The 18,162-nt window shown below is 70.2% G+C and carries 15 protein-coding genes and 2 pseudogenes; 7 read left to right on the top strand and 10 right to left on the bottom strand.

The genetic code is table 11. The features are described from left to right. Window positions 1-29 precede the first annotated feature (29 nt). Entirely contained in the window at window positions 30-575 is a 546-nt protein-coding gene (locus tag QQK49_RS09615) for a DinB family protein (protein ID WP_284305870.1), read from the bottom strand. Between the two features lie 49 nt (window positions 576-624). Then, window positions 625-2,313 carry a glucose-6-phosphate isomerase gene (pgi, locus tag QQK49_RS09610; protein WP_284303717.1) on the bottom strand — a complete coding sequence of 563 codons (1,689 nt, stop codon included), beginning with the start codon at window positions 2,311-2,313 and terminating at the stop codon, window positions 625-627. A gap of 274 nt (window positions 2,314-2,587) precedes the next feature. On the opposite strand from pgi, the gene QQK49_RS09605 reads away from it, so the two are divergent. Then, window positions 2,588-3,001 (top strand): arginine repressor, encoded by a 414-nt coding sequence (locus QQK49_RS09605; protein ID WP_284303716.1) that lies wholly within the window; start codon window positions 2,588-2,590, stop codon window positions 2,999-3,001. 88 nt (window positions 3,002-3,089) lie between these two features. On the opposite strand, the gene arcC is transcribed toward QQK49_RS09605, so the two are convergent. The 7 genes and pseudogenes from arcC to QQK49_RS09575 form a co-directional block, all read right to left on the bottom strand. Continuing rightward, window positions 3,090-4,055: a carbamate kinase gene (gene arcC / locus QQK49_RS09600; RefSeq protein WP_284303715.1), complete on the bottom strand. Its 966-nt coding sequence runs from the start codon at window positions 4,053-4,055 to the stop codon at window positions 3,090-3,092. A 138-nt stretch (window positions 4,056-4,193) separates the two neighbouring features. Continuing rightward, on the bottom strand, window positions 4,194-5,195 hold the full coding sequence (argF, locus tag QQK49_RS09595; protein ID WP_284303714.1) for an ornithine carbamoyltransferase: 1,002 nt from the start codon (window positions 5,193-5,195) through the stop codon (window positions 4,194-4,196). A gap of 3 nt (window positions 5,196-5,198) precedes the next feature. Then, the gene (locus tag QQK49_RS09590) at window positions 5,199-6,434 is read right to left on the bottom strand and encodes an arginine deiminase (RefSeq protein WP_284303713.1); all 1,236 of its coding nucleotides are present in this window, start codon (window positions 6,432-6,434) and stop codon (window positions 5,199-5,201) included. A gap of 327 nt (window positions 6,435-6,761) precedes the next feature. Then, window positions 6,762-7,436: a sugar-binding transcriptional regulator gene (locus QQK49_RS09585; RefSeq protein ID WP_348536148.1), complete on the bottom strand. Its 675-nt coding sequence runs from the start codon at window positions 7,434-7,436 to the stop codon at window positions 6,762-6,764. A gap of 158 nt (window positions 7,437-7,594) precedes the next feature. Further along, window positions 7,595-7,699: pseudogene (locus QQK49_RS22740) on the bottom strand (RNA polymerase subunit sigma-70); the annotation flags it as partial. Window positions 7,700-7,793: 94 nt separating this feature from the next. Further along, window positions 7,794-9,008, bottom strand: a complete 1,215-nt coding sequence (locus tag QQK49_RS09580; protein ID WP_284303712.1) for a NupC/NupG family nucleoside CNT transporter — start codon at window positions 9,006-9,008, stop codon at window positions 7,794-7,796. 3 nt (window positions 9,009-9,011) lie between these two features. Continuing rightward, window positions 9,012-9,473, bottom strand: coding sequence for a cytidine deaminase (locus tag QQK49_RS09575; protein ID WP_284303711.1), 462 nt, complete (start codon window positions 9,471-9,473; stop codon window positions 9,012-9,014). 221 nt (window positions 9,474-9,694) lie between these two features. Between QQK49_RS09575 and QQK49_RS09570 the strand changes: the two genes are divergently transcribed. The 3 genes and pseudogenes from QQK49_RS09570 (at window position 9,695) to QQK49_RS09560 (ending at window position 13,552) form a co-directional block, all read left to right on the top strand. Then, window positions 9,695-10,996, top strand: coding sequence for a thymidine phosphorylase (locus QQK49_RS09570; protein ID WP_284303710.1), 1,302 nt, complete (start codon window positions 9,695-9,697; stop codon window positions 10,994-10,996). A 90-nt stretch (window positions 10,997-11,086) separates the two neighbouring features. Beyond that, entirely contained in the window at window positions 11,087-11,761 is a 675-nt protein-coding gene (gene deoC, locus QQK49_RS09565; protein ID WP_284303709.1) for a deoxyribose-phosphate aldolase, read from the top strand. 104 nt (window positions 11,762-11,865) lie between these two features. Then, window positions 11,866-13,552, top strand: a pseudogene (locus tag QQK49_RS09560) (phospho-sugar mutase). 63 nt (window positions 13,553-13,615) lie between these two features. Here the strand turns inward: QQK49_RS09560 and QQK49_RS09555 are convergent. After that, window positions 13,616-14,914, bottom strand: coding sequence for an NAD(P)/FAD-dependent oxidoreductase (locus QQK49_RS09555; RefSeq protein ID WP_284303708.1), 1,299 nt, complete (start codon window positions 14,912-14,914; stop codon window positions 13,616-13,618). Window positions 14,915-15,129: 215 nt separating this feature from the next. On the opposite strand from QQK49_RS09555, the gene pyrR reads away from it, so the two are divergent. From pyrR to QQK49_RS09540, 3 genes are all read left to right on the top strand, one after another. Next, entirely contained in the window at window positions 15,130-15,825 is a 696-nt protein-coding gene (gene pyrR, locus QQK49_RS09550; protein ID WP_284303707.1) for a bifunctional pyr operon transcriptional regulator/uracil phosphoribosyltransferase PyrR, read from the top strand. After that, window positions 15,825-16,763: an aspartate carbamoyltransferase catalytic subunit gene (locus tag QQK49_RS09545; protein WP_284303706.1), complete on the top strand. Its 939-nt coding sequence runs from the start codon at window positions 15,825-15,827 to the stop codon at window positions 16,761-16,763. The genes pyrR and QQK49_RS09545 overlap by 1 nt, the downstream gene beginning before the upstream one ends. Window positions 16,764-16,842: 79 nt before the next feature. Next, the gene (locus QQK49_RS09540) at window positions 16,843-18,162 is read left to right on the top strand and encodes a dihydroorotase (RefSeq protein ID WP_284303705.1); all 1,320 of its coding nucleotides are present in this window, start codon (window positions 16,843-16,845) and stop codon (window positions 18,160-18,162) included.

The raw sequence follows: 18,162 nt of genomic DNA, 5'->3' as shown, positions 1-18,162 counted from the left end.
CGATCACGGGGGATCGGCGCCGACGTGCGTCAGCGGCACTGATCGGCGCCCGCCTGGACCCGGGCGACGTAGTCGGCCCACCATGCCGCATCGCCGGGCGCGAGGTTGTCGTTGTCGGGGCGGTACCCGGCCTGCCCGTCGACGAGCTCGCGGAGCACGTCGACGTGGCCGGCGTGGCGGTGGGACTCGGCGATCATGTGGACCGCGATCTGGTGCAGGGTGACCCGCCGACGTTCCGGTCTCCACCAGGGGACCTCGCCCGGCGCGTCGAGGTCGAGAGCGGCGAGGGTGCCGTCCGTCGTCGCTTCGGCCGCGTCGAGCAGGCGCAGCACCGACTCCCGCGACTCCTGCGGCGGCACCCACATGTCGGCGTTGGGCTCGGCGTCGGGCGCGAGCCACGGCAGCGGAACGCCGCTCGGCCGGCCGAACACGTCGCCGAGATAGCCGAGCTCGACGCTCGCGACGTGCTTGATCACCCCGAGGGCGTTGCTGCCCGTCGACGTCAGCGGCCGCCGCGCGTCGTACTCCGAGAGGCCCTCGAGCTTCCAGCGCAACGCGTCGCGGGCGGCGGTCAGGGCGACGCGGAGGTGCTCCGTGCGGGGTCTGCCACCACGTCGCCACTGCTCATGAGCGGTGGCGGCGGTAGTACCGGATGAGCTCCTGGGTGGAGGAGTCCTGCGCCGCGAGCGCGTCGTCGTCGCCGCCGACGGCCGGGGTGATCTGCTTGGCGAGTTGCTTGCCGAGCTCGACCCCCCACTGGTCGAAGGAGTCGATGCCCCAGACGATCCCCTGCACGAACGTGATGTGCTCGTACAGGGCGATGAGCTGGCCGAGCACGCTCGGCGTGAGGGCGGACGCCATGATCGAGGTCGTCGGCTTGTTGCCCTCGAACACGCGGGCCGGCACGACGGCCTCGTCCGTGCCCTCCTCGCGGACCTCGTCGGCGGTCTTGCCGAACGCCAGCGCCGCCGTCTGCGCGAAGAAGTTGGCGAGGAACAGCTCGTGCACGTCGGCGCCGCCGGCCTCGGTGTCGACCAGGGGGTGGGCCGGCTCGGCGAAGGCGATGAAGTCGGCCGGCACGATGCGGGTGCCCTGGTGGATGAGCTGGTAGAAGGCGTGCTGGCCGTTGGTGCCGGGCTCACCCCAGAACACCTCACCGGTGTGGCAGGTCACGGGCGCGCCGTCCCACCGCACCGACTTGCCGTTGCTCTCCATCGTCAGCTGCTGCAGGTAGGCCGGGAACCGGTGCAGGTACTGCGAATACGGCAGCACGGCGTGCGTCTCGGCGTCGAGGAAGTTGACGTTCCAGATGTTGAGCAGCCCCATGAGGACGGGGACGTTGCGGTCGAGCTCGGCGGTGCGGAAGTGCTCGTCGATGGCGTGGAAGCCCGCCAGGAGCTCGGCGAAGTGCGCCGGCCCGATCGCGATGGCCACCACGGTGCCGATGGCCGAGTCCACGGAGTACCGGCCGCCGACCCAGTCCCAGAAGCCGAACGCGTTGTCGGGGTCGATGCCGAACTCGGCGACCTTGTCCAGGGCCGTGGACACGGCGACGAAGTGCTTGGCGACGGCGCCGGCGTTCGCCTCGTCGGATCCGTCGACCGCGCCTGCGGCGGCCAACGAGTCGAGCAACCACGCCTTGGCGAGCCGGGCGTTGGTGAGGGTCTCCAGCGTCGTGAAGGTCTTGCTGGCGACGATGAACAGCGTCGTCTCGGGGTCGAGACCGGAGGTCTTCTCGGCGATGTCGGTGGGGTCGATGTTGCTGACGAACCGGCAGGAGAGGCCGTCCTGGACGTAGGGGCGCAGGGCCTCGTAGATCATCACCGGGCCGAGGTCGGAGCCGCCGATGCCGATGTTGACCACGGTCTCGATGCGCTTGCCGGTGACGCCGGTCCAGGCACCGGAGCGCACCTGCTCGGCGAACGCGTACACCTTGTCGAGCGTCGCGTGAACGTCGGCGTCGACGTCCTGCCCGTCGACCGTGAGCGGCGGGGTCGCGCCCGCGGGGCGGCGCAGCGCCGTGTGCAGGACGGCCCGGTTCTCGGTGACGTTGATGCGCTCACCGGCGAACATGGCGTCCCGGCGTGCGGTGAGTCCGATCTCCTCGGCCAGGCGCAGCAGACCCGCGACGATGTCGTGGGTGATGAGGTTCTTGCTGAGGTCGACGTGCAGGTCTGCGGCGTCGAAGGTCAGTCTGCTCGCCCGCTGCGGGTCCTCCTCGAACCAGCGGCGCAGATCCGGGTCCATCCAGGCCTCGAGTTCGCTCAGACGTTCCCAGGCGGTGGTCTCGGTCGGGTCGATCGGGGTAGGCATGGCCGGGTTCCCTTCCCTTGGGCGCGCGCCCGGGTGCCGGGCGCCTCGCCGCCCAGCCTAAGAGACGGGGGAGACGCAGGGACGATCGGGCGCGCGGGCCTCCGCGGGGCTCACCGGCCCGGGTAGTCTGGGGATCTGCAGGTCAGGAGGACGATGGACGGGATGAACGGGATGAGTGCACAGGAGTTGATCGCGTGATCCCCCGGAGCCGCGGCGCCAGACACGCCCTCATCACCGAGATCCTCGGCCGGTACGCCATCAGGTCGCAGGGGAGTTGCTCGACCACCTCTCGAGCGAGGGCGTCGAGGTGACCCAGGCGACGCTGTCCCGCGACCTCATGGAGCTCGGTGCGGTCAAGGTGCGGCAGGGGCGCACGCTCGTCTACGCGCTGCCGGGTCTCGGCGGCGACCCGACGCCACGTCCGGCCCCGGATCCGGAGTTCCTCGAGGGCCGCATCCGCAAGGTGTGCGCCGACCTGCTGGTCTCGGCGGTGATGGTCGGCAACCAGGTCATCCTGCGCACCCCGCCGGGCGCCGCGCAGTACCTGGCGTCCTCTCTCGACACCACGCCCGGCCTGAACATCCTCGGCACGATCGCCGGCGACGACACCGTGCTGCTGATCATGCCGGACGACGAGAGCGCCACCTGCCTCGTCGAGCGGCTCCTGGCCCTGGGCCACCACGACTGACCACCTGAAAAACGGAGGGTGGCGTCGAGACCGGATGCCCTCCGGTCTCTCGACGCCACCCTCCGGCTTCGGAGAGATGGGTGCGTGCTCAGACCTCGAGCGTCAGCTCGTGGCGGGGGTTGAGGTCGCCCGGTCCGCCGTAGTTGCCGCCGGGAGTGATGATCGTGCCCGCCGTGCCGTCGAGCATCCCCACCGCGTCGTCCAACTTGCCGATCGCCGCAAGATCACCGGTGAGCTCGACGAACCGGCACGCGGCCTCGATCTTCGGCCCCATCGACCCCGCCGGCGCGCCCAGGCTGCGCAGGTACCCCGGAGTCGCCGTCGTGATCGGCTCCGCGTGATCGGTGCCGAAGTCCTTCATCACGTTGGGCACGTCGGTGAGGATGAGCAACGCGTCCGCCTCCAACGCCTCCGCGAGTCGCCCCGCCGACAGGTCCTTGTCGATGACCGCCTCGACACCCTTGAGCTTGCCCCGCTCGTCACGCACCACCGGGATACCGCCACCACCCGAACAGACGACGACCGCCCCCGAACTCAACAACAGACGGATGATGCGGGTCTCCACCACACGCTGAGGCTCCGGCGAGGCCACCACCCGGCGCCACTTCTCACCGTCCTGCTTGATCGCCCACCCCATCTCGGACGCCTTCGCCTTGGCGGTCGCCTCGTCGTACACCTCACCCACGAACTTCGTCGGATTGTCGAACGCCGGGTCGTGCGCCATCACCAACGTCTGATTCACCAACGCCGCGACCTGACGACCCGGCAGATTGTTCTGCAACGACTGCAACAACCAATACCCGATCATCCCCTGCGTCTCCGCACCGATCGTGTCCAACGGATACGCATGCGTCAACGACGGATCCTTCGCCGACTCCAACGCCAACACCCCCACCTGCGGCCCATTGCCATGGGTGATGACCAGCTCATGCTCCTCCGCCAACGGCGCCAACGACGCCATCGCCCGCTCCGCATTCGCCCGCTGCGTCTCCGCATCCGGCTTCTGCCCACGCTCCAACAAGGCGTTCCCACCCAGGGCCACCACGATCCTCACGACATTCTCCTCCACGAATCGACAGGGCAAACTCTCGAACCTATGAACGCCGAAACCGCCGCCTATAAACGGCGGTCTCGGCGAGATGGGTGGGAACCCTGACTACATCCGGGGTTCCTACCCAACCGCTCGCCTTCGTCAGTCACCCAAGGTCGCGACCATGACGGCCTTGATCGTGTGCATCCTGTTCTCCGCCTGATCGAACACGATCGACGCCTCCGACTCGAACACCTCGTCGGTCACCTCCAACGCCTCCATACCCGTCGCCGTGAAGATGTCCTCCCCGACCTTCGTGTTCCGGTCGTGGAACGCCGGCAAGCAGTGCATGAACTTCGTGGCAGGGTTACCCGTCGCCGCCATGGCCGCCGCATTCACCTGGTAGTCCTTCAACAGAGCGATGCGCTCGTCCCAGACCTCCTTGGGCTCACCCATCGACACCCACACGTCCGTGTAGAGGAAGTCCGCACCCTTCACACCCTCGGCGACATCGTCGGTCACCGTGATCCGCGCACCCGTCGACTCCGCGATCCGACGGGCCTCCGCCACGATCTCCTCCGAGTTCTGCAGACTGCGCGGCGCCACCATGCGCACGTCCATCCCCGCCAACGCACCCGAGATGAGCAGCGAGTTGCCCACGTTGTTGCGGGCATCGCCCAGGTAGGCGTACGCGATCTGCGACAACGGCTTGTCGGTGTGCTCGGTCATCGTCAGGTGATCGGCCAGCATCTGCGTGGGGTGCCACTCGTCGGTCAGGCCGTTCCACACCGGCACGCCCGCGAACTCGCCCAGGGTCTCCACGTACTCCTGCTTGGAACCGCGGTACTCGATGCCGTCGTACATCCGGCCCAGCACCCGAGCGGTGTCCTTCATCGACTCCTTGTGGCCGATCTGGCTGCCGCTGGGGTCGAGGTAGGTGACACCCGCGCCCTGGTCGTAGGCCGCCACCTCGAACGCGCAGCGCGTACGGGTCGAGGTCTTCTCGAAGATCAGCGCGATGTTCTTGCCGACGAGGTGCTTGGTCTCGGTGCGGGCGTACTTGGCGCGCTTGAGATCCGCCGACAACTGGAGCAGGAACCGCCACTCCGCGGGGGTGAAGTCCAACTCCTTGAGGAAGTTGCGGTTGCGCAGGTTGAACGCCATGACTCAGATGTCCTCTCGTTCGATGGGGCAGCTCATGCATCGGGGGCCACCACGCCCACGACCGAGCTCGGCGCCCTTGATGGTGTGCACCTCGATGCCGTTGTCACGCAGGTGCTGGTTGCTGACGGTGTTGCGTTCGTAGGCGATGACCACGCCGGGGCGCACGGTGAGGACGTTGCAGCCGTCGTCCCACTGCTCGCGCTCGGCGTCGCCCAGATCCTGATCGGCGGTGAGAGTACGGATCTCGTCGCGGTCCAGGGCGTTCGCGATTGCCGTGTGCATGTCCTCGGGCGCGTGCGCCGTGAACCGGAATCCCGACTCACTGTCGTCCGGCTCCAGGGTGTACGTGGGCAGCATTCCGAGGCCCGCGAACTTGGTGAAGGAGTACTCGTCGACCATCGACATGACCGTGTCGAGGTGCATGACCGCGCGGTACTTGGGCATCTGGATGCCGACGATCTTCTTGGCGGCGCCCTTGCGGAACAACTGCTGGGCCAGACGCTCGACGGCCTGCGGGGTGGTGCGCTCGCTCATGCCCACGAGGACCGAGCCGCGGCCGAGGACGTGGACGTCGCCACCCTCCATCGTCGCCAGCCCGGTGCCCAGGCCACCGCCCCAGTACTCGAATCCGCCGTCGGTGGCGGACAACTCGGGGTGGAAGCGGTAGATGGTCTCGTAGTTCATCGACTCCCGCATGCGGGCCACCATGCGCATCGAGTTGACCGACACGCCGCCGTACACCCAGCAGGAGGTGTCGCGCGTGAAGAGGTGGTTGGGCAGCGGCGCGAGGAGGAAGTCGCTGGCGGCGTGCGTCTGCAGCACCAGCGACCGCGGGTCGCGGTCGGCCCGCTCGAAGGCCTCCTTCTTGGACAACCCGCCGATGAGGGTCTCGGCCAGTTCGGCCGCCGACATCGCGTCGAGGATGCTCATGAGCGGGTCGATGGCCGCCGGACCGAACACCTCGGAGTCCAGCAGCTTGGACAACAGGTACTTGCGGGCCTCGGGGACCTCGAGGGTCTCGGTCAGCAGCGTGTCGAGGTAGAGCACCTCGACGTCCAGGCTGCGCAGGATGGAGGCGAACTCGTCGTGCTCCTCCTGCGCCTGGGGAACCCAGGGGAGTTCGTCGAACAGGAGTTCTTCCATGTTGGACGGGGTGAGTCGCGCGAGCTCCCTCCCCGGACGATGCAGGATGACGCGTCGCAGTTGGCCCACCTCGGAGCCGACATAGGTCCTGGCCATGTAGAGCACCCTTTCCGTCGACGACCCCGGCTGCGCGAGGACGCACTCTCCTCGTCGCCTTCGCCGAGGCCCGGTGATCCGTGGGGGCGATCCCCAGGATCCTGGTTCGTGATTCGACCGTAGACCGCGCGTGCGCGCAGGTCAGGCGGTTTGCAGGGTTGATGATCCGGCGGCGCGTAACGATTCATCCGCCGTGGTCACGACGCAGCATCCCGGTTATGGATATGCACCGCCGGGCATCCTTGTGGTCTGTGAAGTGCGTCACGGTCGGGAGTCGACCCGCGATCGCCGCGTCCGAGGTCGTCGGAGGGTGCCGGGCGAGGAGCCTCAGGCCTCCTGCGCCAGCACCTCGCGGGCGGTCTCCACGTCGGTGACCAGGTGGGTGGCGTACCCGGCCCGCAGGGCGACGCCGAGGGCGCGGGCCTTGGCGTGGCCGCCGGCCACGAGGATGCGGGTGCGCTTGAGGCGCAGGTCGGACAGGGCGATGCCGACGGTGCGGGCGTCGAGGTCGGGCAGGCAGATCCGCCCCTCGTCGTCGTAGAACCGCGAGCAGACGTCACCGGCCGCCCGCTCGAGCAGCGTGTCCCGTTCGCTCTCGGAGAGGTGGCCGAGGTTGAAAAGCATCGCGTCGGGCGTGATCGCCCCGACGGTGAAGATCGCGGTCTGCGCCTCCCGGCCGAGGTCGAGGATGTGGCGGATGTGGCGTTCGCCCTCGACGATGCGCTTGACGTCGGCGTCGTCGAAGATCACCGGCAACGGCAGGGTCCGCGCGTAGGCGTCGAAGGCCTTGCAGAACAACGTGATCGTCTCGAAGTCGTTGGTCGACCTGGAGGTGAGCGAGAGCCCGCCCTTGAGCTGCACGATCTCGACCCCGTGGCGCGGCTGCGGGGTGAGGGCCCGCGCGACCGCGTACATGGTCTCGCCCCAGGTGACGCCGACGAGCTCGCCGTCGGTGACCTCCTCCTCGAGCACCATCGCCCCGAGACGGCCGAGTTCGCGCACCAGGCCCGAGCTGGTCGGGGAGTGTGCGCCAGACGCACGTCGACCAGCCCGAACCGTTCGCGCAGCTCGTCGGCCAGACGCGAGCCGGTCTCGCGCGGGTCGTGGATCTCGATCGTCACGAACCCGCGGTCCTTGGCGTGCTGGACGAGCTTGCTCACGGTGGGGCGGGACACGCCGATGCGTTCGGCCACCTCACCCTGGGACAGGCCGTCGCGGTAGTAGAGCTTGACCGCGTCGAGGGCCTGCTCGTCGCGTTGGTGCATGCGGCCCTCCTGGGCGCGTCGGTCGTGGAGAACTCCCCGGCCGAGCACTCGGCCGGGGAGTTCCGATGGTAAGTGAGCTGCGCTGATACGCCGATCAGGTCGCGACGACGCCGACGATGGCGGCGTTGAGCAGGTTGGTGAGCGTGCCGGCCAGCAGGGCGAGCATGCCGAGTTTGGCCACGTCGCCGCGCCGCTCGGGGCACAACCCGCCGAACGCGCCGATCTGGATCGCGATCGAGCTGAGGTTGGCGAAGCCCGCCAGGGCGAAGGTCGAGATGAGGACGGCCTTGGGGGAGAGGTTGCCGACCTCCTGACTGAACGCGGTGAACCCGACGAACTCGTTGAGGACGGTCTTCTGGCCGATGAAGTTGCCGACCGTCATCGCCTCGTTCCAGGGCGTGCCGATGAGCCATGCCACGGGCGCGAAGATCCGGCCGAACAGCGCCTCGAGCGACCAGCCCTCCTGACCGAACAGGCCACCGAACCAGCCGAGGAAGGAGGAGATCAGGGCGATGAGCGCGACGAACGCGATGAGCAGGCAGGCGACGATGACGGCGATCTTGCCGCCGTTCATGGCGCCGCGGCCGAGCGCGTCGATGAGGTTGCGGGACTCCTCGTCGCGCACGTCGCGCACGCTCGCGTCGTTGGTCGGGGTCTCGGTCTCGGGGTAGAACGCCTTGGCCATGAGGATCGACCCCGGCGCGTTCATGACGGCGGCGGCCAGCAGGTAGGGCAGCGGGGCGCCCAGGAGGGAGTACCCGATGAGCGTCGACCCGGCGACCGCGGCGAATCCGCCGGTCATGCAGGTGAACAGCTCCGCGGTGGTCAGCGTGCGGATGTAGGGGGCGATCATCAGCGGCGCCTCGGACTGGCCGAGGAAGATGACGGTGGAGGCCCAGACGCCCTCGACCTTGCTCGTGCCGAGGAGCTTCTGCAGGCCGGTGCCGACGATGTCGACGACGTACTGGATGACGCGCAGGTAGTACAGGGCCCCGATGATCGCGCCGAGGAAGATGATGACCGGCAGCACGTTGAGCGCGAAGACGAAGCCGTTGTTCTGCGGCAGCAGGTCACCGAAGACGAACGCCGTGCCGCGGTCGGTGAACTTGATCGCGTCGGTGAACGCGGTCGCGACCGCCTGCAGGGCCTTGAACCCGGGCTCCCACTTGAGGACGACGAGGGCGAAGGCGACCTGCAGGGCGAGGCCGACGGCCAGGGTGCGCCACTTGATGTGCTTGCGGTGCTTGGAGAGCGCGACGGCCAGGCCGAGGATGAGGACGATGCCGAGGAGTCCCTGGAAGCGGTCCACGACTCAGGCCTCCGATCCGGTGGTGGGCTCGAGGTCCGCGGGCCCGAAGCCGTGGGGGAGGATCTCGGCGAAGGGGTAGGAGCGGGGCGCGCCGTCGATCTCGACGACGACCTCCTCGCAGCCGAACTCGTGCAGCACCTGCCGGCACGCCCCGCACGGGAAGCACGGGGAGGCCTTGGTGCCGACGACCGCGACCTTGACGATGCGCCGGTCGTCCGCGTCGCCGGACTCGGCGATCATGCGGGTGGCGCCGGTGCGCTCGGCGCAGATCGTCAACCCGTAGCTGGCGTTCTCGACGTTGCACCCGAGCACGATCCGACCGCTGCGGGTGAGCAGCGCCGCGCCGACGGGGAACCGGCTGTAGGGCACGTACGCGCGGTCTGCCGCCTCGTGGGCGAGCCTCAGCAACTGCGCGTCGTCCGGCGGTGCCGGCGATGCCGTGGATGCCGGGGGTGGGGTCGTCATCGTCGTCGTCCTCCTCGACCCGTCGATCTCCTCGACGGCCTTGTCGAAAGCTCAGGGGCACGGAATCGTGACCCCACGACGGGCAGCATGCCACTGCCGAACATCTGTCATCAAGACCCTTGACAAAAGTTCTTGCCCATCCAAGGATGGGCGCCATGCGCCGGGTCCACGGGCGACCGTCGACGCCAGGCGCCTCCACCTCGAACGCAAGGGAGCAGACCGTGGCCGAGAGTTTCGATGCCGTCGACGTGATTCGCACCAAGCGCGACCGTGAGCGCCTGTCCGAGGGCCAGATCGACTGGGTCATCGACGCCTACACGCGTGGCGTCGTGGCCGACGAGCAGATGTCGGCCCTGGCCATGGCCATCTTCCTCAACGGCATGGACCGCGAGGAGATCGCGCGCTGGACCGCCGCGATGATCGCCTCCGGGGAGCGGATGAGCTTCGACTCCCTGTCCAAGCGCACCACCGACAAGCACTCCACCGGCGGCGTCGGCGACAAGATCACGCTGCCGCTCGCCCCGCTGGTCGCGAGCTTCGGCGTGGCCGTGCCGCAGTTGTCCGGGCGGGGCCTGGGCCACACCGGCGGCACGCTCGACAAGCTGGAGGCCATCCCCGGGTGGCAGGCCTCGATCTCCAACGAGCAGATGATGCGGATCCTCGAGGACGTCGGAGCCGTCATCTGCGCGGCAGGCTCGGGCCTCGCGCCCGCCGACAAGAAGCTCTACGCCCTGCGCGACATCACCAGCACCGTCGACTGCATCCCCCTCATCGCCAGCTCGATCATGAGCAAGAAGATCGCCGAGGGCACGGGCGCGCTCGTCCTCGACGTCAAGGTCGGCTCCGGGGCGTTCATGAAGACCGAGGAGTCCGCCCGCGAGCTGGCGAGCACGATGGTCGATCTCGGCAAGGACGCCGGCGTGAAGACGGTCGCGCTCCTCACCGACATGTCGCGGCCGCTGGGTCGCAAGATCGGCAACGCCTTGGAGGTGGCCGAGTCCGTCGAGGTCCTCGCCGGTGGGGGCCCGCGCGACGTGGTCGACCTCACCGTGGCGCTCGCCAGGGAGATGCTGACGCTCGCCGGGGTGGACGTCACCGACGACGACCTGCACGGCGCGCTCGCCGACGGTCGGGCCATGGACGCGTGGAAGCGCATGATCTCGGCCCAGGGCGGCGACCCGGACGCGGAGCTGCCGACCGCGAGCGAGCGTCACGACGTCGTCGCCGAGTCCGACGGCGTGCTCACCGAGCTCGACGCGCTGTCGGTCGGCGTGGCGAGCTGGCGCCTCGGGGCGGGCCGCGCCCGCAAGGAGGACCCGGTGCAGGCCGGCGCGGGCATCGAGATCCACGTCGACCCCGGCGAGCGGGTCACCGCCGGGCAGAAGCTCATGACCCTGCACACCGACACCCCCGACCGGTTCGAGCGCGCGCTGGAATTCCTCGAGGGTGGCTACACCGTCAGCCCCGACGCGGCCGAGGGCACCGGCGCCCGCGGTGACGTCGTACTCGACCGCATCGGCTGACACCCACGTCCTGCCCCGGCCGGGGTCGACCCCCTCTCCTCGCCCCGGCCGGTTTCCGATCTCGCTTCCCCCACCGACAGGAGTCCTATCGTGCCCACCCGTTCCGAGGTCGCCGCTCTCATCGACCACACCCTGCTCAAGCCCGAGTCGACTCCCGAGCAGGTCGCCGAACTGGCCCGTGAGGCAGGCGAACTGGGCGTTTTCTCGATCTGTGTGTCGCCGAACGAGTTGCCGGTGGAGGTGCCGGCCGGTGTCGCGGTGGCCACGGTGTGCGGCTTCCCCTCGGGGGCCCACCACGCCGAGATCAAGGCCGCGGAGGCCGCCCGCTCGGTGCGCGACGGCGTCGACGAGGTCGACATGGTCGTCAACCTGGCGCTCGTCAAGACGGGCCGGTTCGACGAGGTCGAGGCCGAGATCCGGGCCGTGCGCGAGGCCTGCCCGTCCGGCGCGGGCGTCGAGCGTCCCGTGCTGCTCAAGGTCATCATCGAGTCGGCCGCGCTGACCGAGGAGGAGATCGTCGCCTGCTGCGAGGCGGCCGAGCGCGCCGGGGCGGACTTCGTCAAGACCTCCACCGGCTTCCACCCCGCCGGTGGCGCGAGCGTCGAGGCCGTCGCGTTGATGGCCAGGACGGTCGGTGGCCGCCTCGGGGTCAAGGCCTCCGGCGGCATCCGCACGACCGAGGCCGCCCTCGCGATGATCGAGGCCGGCGCCACGCGCTTGGGCCTGTCCGGGTCGCGTGCGGTCCTCGACGGCCTGTCCGACTGAGCGGCGCTCACCCTTCGATCCGTCCATCGGCCCGACCGGCGTCGGCAGCTCCACAGCGTCGACCGCATGGGCAGCCGAGTCAGCCACGACAGCAGGGAGTTCCGATGTCCACCACCACGTCCGCCGATCTCGTCGTCACCGCCCGGGAGTGGGCCGCGCACGACCCGGACGAGACGACCCGCGCCGAACTGTCGACGCTGACCGACCTCGCCGAGGGCGGCGATGAGGAGCGCAGGCCGACCTCGCGTCGCGCTTCGTCGGGCCGTTGGCCTTCGGCACGGCCGGCCTGCGTGGCGAGGTGGGGGCGGGGAGTCCCGCATGAACCGCGCCGTGGTCATCCGCGCGACCGCCGGGCTCGCCCGATACCTGACCGACACGGTCGGCGAGGCGCCGCGGGTGGTGCTGGGATGTGATGCCCGACACGGCTCCTCGGACTTCCTGCGTGACGCGGCGCAGGTGATCTCCGCCGCGGGCGGTGTCGCGATGGTGCTCCCCGAGCGCCTGCCCACCCCGGTGACCGCCTACGCCGTGCGCTCGCTCGACGCGGACGCCGGTGTGCAGGTCACCGCCTCGCACAACCCGCCGGCCGACAACGGCTACAAGGTCTACCTCGGTGGTCGGGCGGCGTCCGGCGAGGGGTGCGGCGTGCAGATCGTGCCCCCGGCCGACTCCGGGATCGCCGGGCGCATCGCCGCGGCGGCGCCGGCCGACGAGGTGGCCCGCGACGACGTGCGCGTTCAGCACCTCGGCCCCGAGGTGCTCGAGTCCTACCTCGGCCGGGCCGCCGCACTCGCCGGCCAGGGGCCGCGTGATGTGCGGATCGTCCTCACCCCGATGCACGGCGTCGGGGGAGAGGTCGCCGTCGAGGCGCTGCGCCGGGCGGGTTTCACCGACGTGCACGTGGTGGCCCAGCAGGCCGAGCCCGACCCCGACTTCCCGACCGTCAGCTTTCCCAACCCCGAGGAGCCCGGGGCCATCGACCTGGCCCTCGATCTCGCCCGTGAGGTGGAGGCCGACGTCGTCATCGCGCTCGACCCCGACGCCGACCGCTGCTCGCTGGGCACCCCGGGGCGGGACGGAACCTGGCGGCAGCTCAGCGGCGACGAGATCGGCGCCCTCCTCGGTGAGCAGGCCGCAGCCGACCCCACCCGCGAGGGCGACACGCTGGCGTGCTCGATCGTCTCGGGTCGTCTGCTCGGGCGCATCGCGGAGGCGCACGGTCTGCGCAGCGCCCAGACCCTGACCGGCTTCAAGTGGATCGCCCGGACCCCCGACCTGCGGTTCGGGTATGAGGAGGCCATCGGCTACTGCACCGATCCGGTCGCGGTGCGCGACAAGGACGGCATCACCGCCGCCGTGCGCTCGGCCCGGCTCGTGGCCGACCTCAAGGCGGCCGGGCGGACCCTGGTGGACGCCCTCGACGATCTCGCACGTCGCCACGGTCTGCACGCCACGGCGCCGCTGTCGTTCCGGGTGGCCGACCTCACCCTCATCAGCGACGCGATGCAGCGGCTGCGTGACGCGCCCCCGTCGTTGCTGGCCGGGTCGGAGGTCGTCGAGACCGCGGACCTGTCGGCGGGGTACGCCGGTCTCGCCCCCACGGAGGGGATGCTGTTCCGCACACAGGCCGACGACCGGGTCATCGTGCGCCCCTCCGGCACCGAGCCCAAGCTCAAGTGCTACCTCGAGGTCGTCCTGCCGGTCGACGCCGACGCAGCCGTGCCGCACGACGAGGCCGCCGAGCGCCTCGATCGGCTCAAGGCCGACGTGCGCAGCGCTGTCGGTCTCTGAGGACGGGCCGCGGATGCGCAGGTGAGGCGGGGGCGCCACGGACGGTGCCCCCGCCTCACCGCGTCACTCGTTCTGGACCGGGGGAGTCGGGCGACCGCTGTCGGGGTCGGGCCGGGTCGGTTCGTCGGTGACGACGTCGCCGACGATCGTGGTGGCCGACCTGGGCCACGCGAAGTAGCGAGCCGCCGTGTTGACCATGGCCTGGATCCGGTTGCGTCCGCCGAGGAGCGTGGCCAGGTGCACCCCGACCCACAGGGCCCAGGCGGGGAAGCCCGTCACGGTGCGTCCGCCCGGGAACTGCACGACGGCGGAGTTGCGCCCGATCGTGGCCATCGTCCCCTTGTCGTCGTAGGCGAACGCCGTCGGCCCGAGCCCGGAGTCCGCCGCGACGATCTCGCGGGCGGCGTGGGTGCCCATCTGCATGGCGGGCTGGGCGAGCTGCGGCAGCGGGCTGTCGGGCTCGATCGCGCAGTCACCGACCGCGAACACATCCGGCAGGCCCTTGACCTGCAGGTTCGGCTCGACCTCGACACGCCCACCGCGTCCCAGCGGCATGCCCCACTCCGACACCTCGGGGTGGGCGCCCACACCGGAGGCCCAGATGACGAGATCCACGTCGAGGGAGGAGCCGTCGGCGAAGTCGACCGAGTCGGCGCGGACCTCCGCCACGGCGGTCTTGAGCCGCACGTCGACCCCGCGTTTGCGCAGCTCGTGCAGGGTGTACCGCTGCAGCCGGGTCGCGAACGGGGCGAGCAGAGTGTCGGCCATCTCGGCGAGGACCACCCGCAGGCTGTCCTGGCTGAGCTCGGGGTAGACCACGGGGATCGCCTCGGACTTGAGCTCGGCCAGCGTGCCCGCCATCTCGACGCCGGTCGCGCCGCCACCGACGACGAGGACCGTGTACCGACGCTCCGGCCCGCCCGTCGTCAACTGCTCGAGCCCGGAGAAGATGAGGTCGCGCACCTGCAGGGCCTCGGCGCGGGAGTAGATCGTGCGGGCGTGCTCCTGCGCGCCGGGGATGCCGAAGAAGTTGGGCCCGGCGCCCTGGGCGAGGATGAGCTTGTCGTACGGCAGCGGTGCGCCGCGGTTGGTCTCGACCAGCTTGTTCTCGGTGTCGATGCCCGTGACCATCGCCCGGCGGAACTTGGCGCGGTGACCTTTGCCCGCCGAGACGAACCGGCGCAGGGGATAGGCGATGTCGCCGGGGTTCAGGCCGCCGGTGGCGACCTGGTACAGCAACGGCTGGAACGTCGCGTAGGGGTGGCGGTCGACGAGGGTCACCTCGTACCCGGCACGGGCGAGTTCGGTGTGGGCGTGCTGGCCCGCGAACCCCGCTCCGACGATGACGACGCGCTGGGTCATGTCTGCTCCTGTGCTTGTCGCAGTGCTGATGAGAGCCGGTGGTGGTGTGAGCCGGATCATGAATCTCGTGCGGTCGCCGCCAGCCTAGGCGCCTCCGCGTCGACGCGCTGCCGGGGAGGGGCGGTCGGGAGCATGGCGGAGGAGGCGGTAGGCTGCGGGCGTTCGACATCCTTTAACCACCGTCCTGTGAGGCGGGGAAGGAGGTCAGGCGCGCCATGACGCGACCCGACTCAGCACAGAACCCATCTCAGAAGGGGGCTGAGTCGTCGATCGGCGACGCCCCCTCCTCGGAATCGACAGCCCGCTCCGCCACGAGCGCCACGGGCACCGACACCACCTCGAGCACCTCGAAGCCCGCCACCGAAGCCCCGCGCGACATGCGCACCGTGCTCGGCGGCGACGAGATCGCCCGGGCCATGCGCCGCATGGCGCACGAGATCATCGAGGGCAACAAGGGGGCCGACGACCTCGTCGTCCTGGGCATCCCCACGCGCGGCGTCCACGTCGGCCGCCGCCTGGCGGCCCTCATGGGCGAGGTCGAGGGGCGGGAGATCCCCGTCGGCACCCTCGACGTCACGTTCTACCGCGACGACCTGCGTCGCAACCCCACCCGCCGCATGGAGCCGACGACGATCCCGGCCGAGGGCATCGACGACAAGGTCGTCGTCCTCGCCGACGACGTGCTCTACTCCGGCCGCACGATCCGCGCCGCCCTCGACGCCATCGGCGACATCGGACGCCCGCGCGCCGTGCGCCTGGCGGTCCTCGTGGACCGCGGACACCGCGACCTGCCCATCCGCGCCGACCACGTCGGCAAGAACCTGCCCACCTCCAGCCGGGAGCGAGTCCACGTGAGCCTTGCCGAGACCGACGGCGTCGACCAGGTCGACATCTCCGGAGGGGATCGCTGATGCAGATCCCCCACCTCCTCGGTATCGATCACCTCGACCGGGAGCAGATCACCACGCTGCTCGACACCGCCGTCGAGATGGAGGCCGTCGGGCAGCGCGAGGTCAAGAAGATCCCGGCGCTGCGCGGCATCACGATCGTCAACGCGTTCTTCGAGGACTCCACCCGCACCAAGATGAGCTTCGACCTCGCGGCCAAGCGCCTCTCGGCCGACACGATGGCGTTCTCCGGCAAGGGCTCCTCGACCTCCAAGGGCGAGTCCCTGCGCGACACGGTCCTGACGATCGCCGCGATGGGCGTCGACGGGTTCGTCATCCGCCACAAGGGATCCGGCGCCCCGCAGCGGGCGATGGAGTGGACCGGCCTGCCGGTCATCAACGCCGGCGACGGGATGCACGGCCACCCCACCCAGGCCCTGCTCGACGCCTACGCCATGCGCAAGCGCCTCGGTGACCTCGAGGGCAAGCACGTCGCCATCGTCGGTGACCTGTTCCACTCCCGCGTGGTCCGCAGCAACCTCACGTGCCTGCGCACGCTCGGTGCGACCGTCACGCTCGTGGCCCCGCCGACCCTCATGCCGCAGGGCGTGCGGGAGTGGCCCGTCGTCGACGACGGGGTGCGCATCACCCACGACCTCGACGAGGTCCTGCCCACCGTCGACTCCCTCATGATGCTGCGCGTCCAGCGCGAGCGCATGAGCGGCGGGTTCTTCCCCTCCGAGAACGACTACGTCGCCGGCTGGGGCCTGACGCGCGAGCGTGTCGCCCGGCTGCCCGAGCACGCGGTCATCTGCCACCCCGGCCCGATGAACCGTGGCCTGGAGATCAGCCCCGAGGCCGCTGACCACGCCCGCAGCCTCATCCTCGAGCAGGTCAACGCCGGTGTGAGCATCCGCATGTCGGTCCTGTTCCACGTGTTCTCCGGTGAGGGGGAGCGGTGAGCGCGCGCCTGCGCCTGTTCGGCGCCCCGACATCCACGGCCGCACGGCGAGCGCTCGCGACTCGCGAGGAGGAGACCAAGTGAGCAACGACTCGAACCTGCTGATCACCGGAGCCGACATCCTGGGCGAGGGCCGGGCCGACATCCTCGTGCGCGACGGCGTCGTCAGCGAGATCGGAACGGGCCTGTCCGCGCCGGACGACGTCCGCCGCATCGACGCCGACGGACTCGTGGCCCTGCCCGGATTCGTCGACCCGCACACCCACCTGCGTGAGCCCGGACGTGAGGACACCGAGACCATCGCCTCCGGTGCCCGCGCCGCAGCGGTCGGTGGGTACACCGCGGTCATGGCCATGGCCAACACGACTCCGGTGACCGACACCGCCACTGCCGCGGAATGGATCCACGACAAGGGCCGGCGGGCCCCGCACGTCGACGTCTTCCCCGTCGGCGCCGTCACCAAGGGTCTGGCCGGTGAGGAACTCGCCGAGCTCGGGCTCATGCACCGCAGCCGCGCCCGGGTGTCGATGTTCAGCGACGACGGCAAGTGCGTCCACGACCCGGTGCTCATGCGCCGGGCGCTGGAGTACGTGAGCGCGTTCGGCGGCGTCGTCGCCCAGCACGCCCAGGACCCGCGCCTCGCGCCGCACACCGCCTGCTGCCACGAGGGCCCGTACTCGGGCCTGCTCGGGCTGCCGGCCTGGCCCGCGGCGGCCGAGGAGTCGATCATCGCCCGCGACATCATGCTCGCCAAGGCGGCGAGGTCGCGCCTGCACGTCTGCCACGTGTCGACGGCCGGCTCGGTCGAGCTGATCCGCTGGGGCAAGAGCCAGGGCGTGGAGGTGACGGCCGAGGCCACGCCTCACCACCTCGCGCTCACCGTCGAACTGCTCGAGAGCTACGACAGCGTGTACAAGGTCAACCCGCCGCTGCGCGCGATGGAGGACGTCGAAGCCCTGCGCGCGGGTGTCGCCGACGGCACCATCGACGTCATCGGCACCGACCACGCACCGCACGGACTGCACGACAAGCAGCACGACTTCGAGATCGCGACGTTCGGGATGTTGGGGCTGGAGACGGCCCTGTCGGTGGTGTCCACCCACCTCGTCGCCCCCGGCCGCATGACCTGGCGTGACGTGGCGGAGTCGATGTCGGTCCGCCCGGCGAAGCTGGCCGGGTTGGCCGGTCACGGCCGTCCCGTCGCCGCCGGCGAACCGGCCAACATCGCCCTGGTCGACCCGGCCGCCACGGTCGTGATCGACCGTGAGCAGACCGAGTCGCTCTCCCGCAACAACCCCTGGCACGGGCGCGAGCTCACCGGACGGGTCGTCGCCACGGTCCTGCGGGGCCGTCCGACGTACCTGGAGGGTCGCGTCACCGACCTGGCCGAGGAGGCCTGA

Origin of the sequence: Mobilicoccus caccae, from assembly GCF_030161635.1 — a bacterium.
Lineage (GTDB): Bacteria > Actinomycetota > Actinomycetes > Actinomycetales > Dermatophilaceae > Mobilicoccus > Mobilicoccus caccae.
Note: the sequence above shows the minus strand (reverse complement) of the source record. Positions and strands in the feature narration are given on the sequence as shown.

What these genes read in the sequence shown, in the direction of transcription:
- pyrR (WP_284303707.1), top strand. Translation starts at nt 15,130, where the DNA reads ATGACGCGACCCGACTCAGCACAGAACCCATCTCAGAAGGGGGCTGAG.
- QQK49_RS09545 (WP_284303706.1), top strand. Translation starts at nt 15,825, where the DNA reads ATGCAGATCCCCCACCTCCTCGGTATCGATCACCTCGACCGGGAGCAG.
- QQK49_RS09555 (WP_284303708.1), bottom strand. Translation starts at nt 14,914, where the DNA reads ATGACCCAGCGCGTCGTCATCGTCGGAGCGGGGTTCGCGGGCCAGCAC.
- QQK49_RS09575 (WP_284303711.1), bottom strand. Translation starts at nt 9,473, where the DNA reads ATGACGACCCCACCCCCGGCATCCACGGCATCGCCGGCACCGCCGGAC.
- argF (WP_284303714.1), bottom strand. Translation starts at nt 5,195, where the DNA reads ATGGCGTTCAACCTGCGCAACCGCAACTTCCTCAAGGAGTTGGACTTC.
- QQK49_RS09590 (WP_284303713.1), bottom strand. Translation starts at nt 6,434, where the DNA reads ATGGCCAGGACCTATGTCGGCTCCGAGGTGGGCCAACTGCGACGCGTC.
- pgi (WP_284303717.1), bottom strand. Translation starts at nt 2,313, where the DNA reads ATGCCTACCCCGATCGACCCGACCGAGACCACCGCCTGGGAACGTCTG.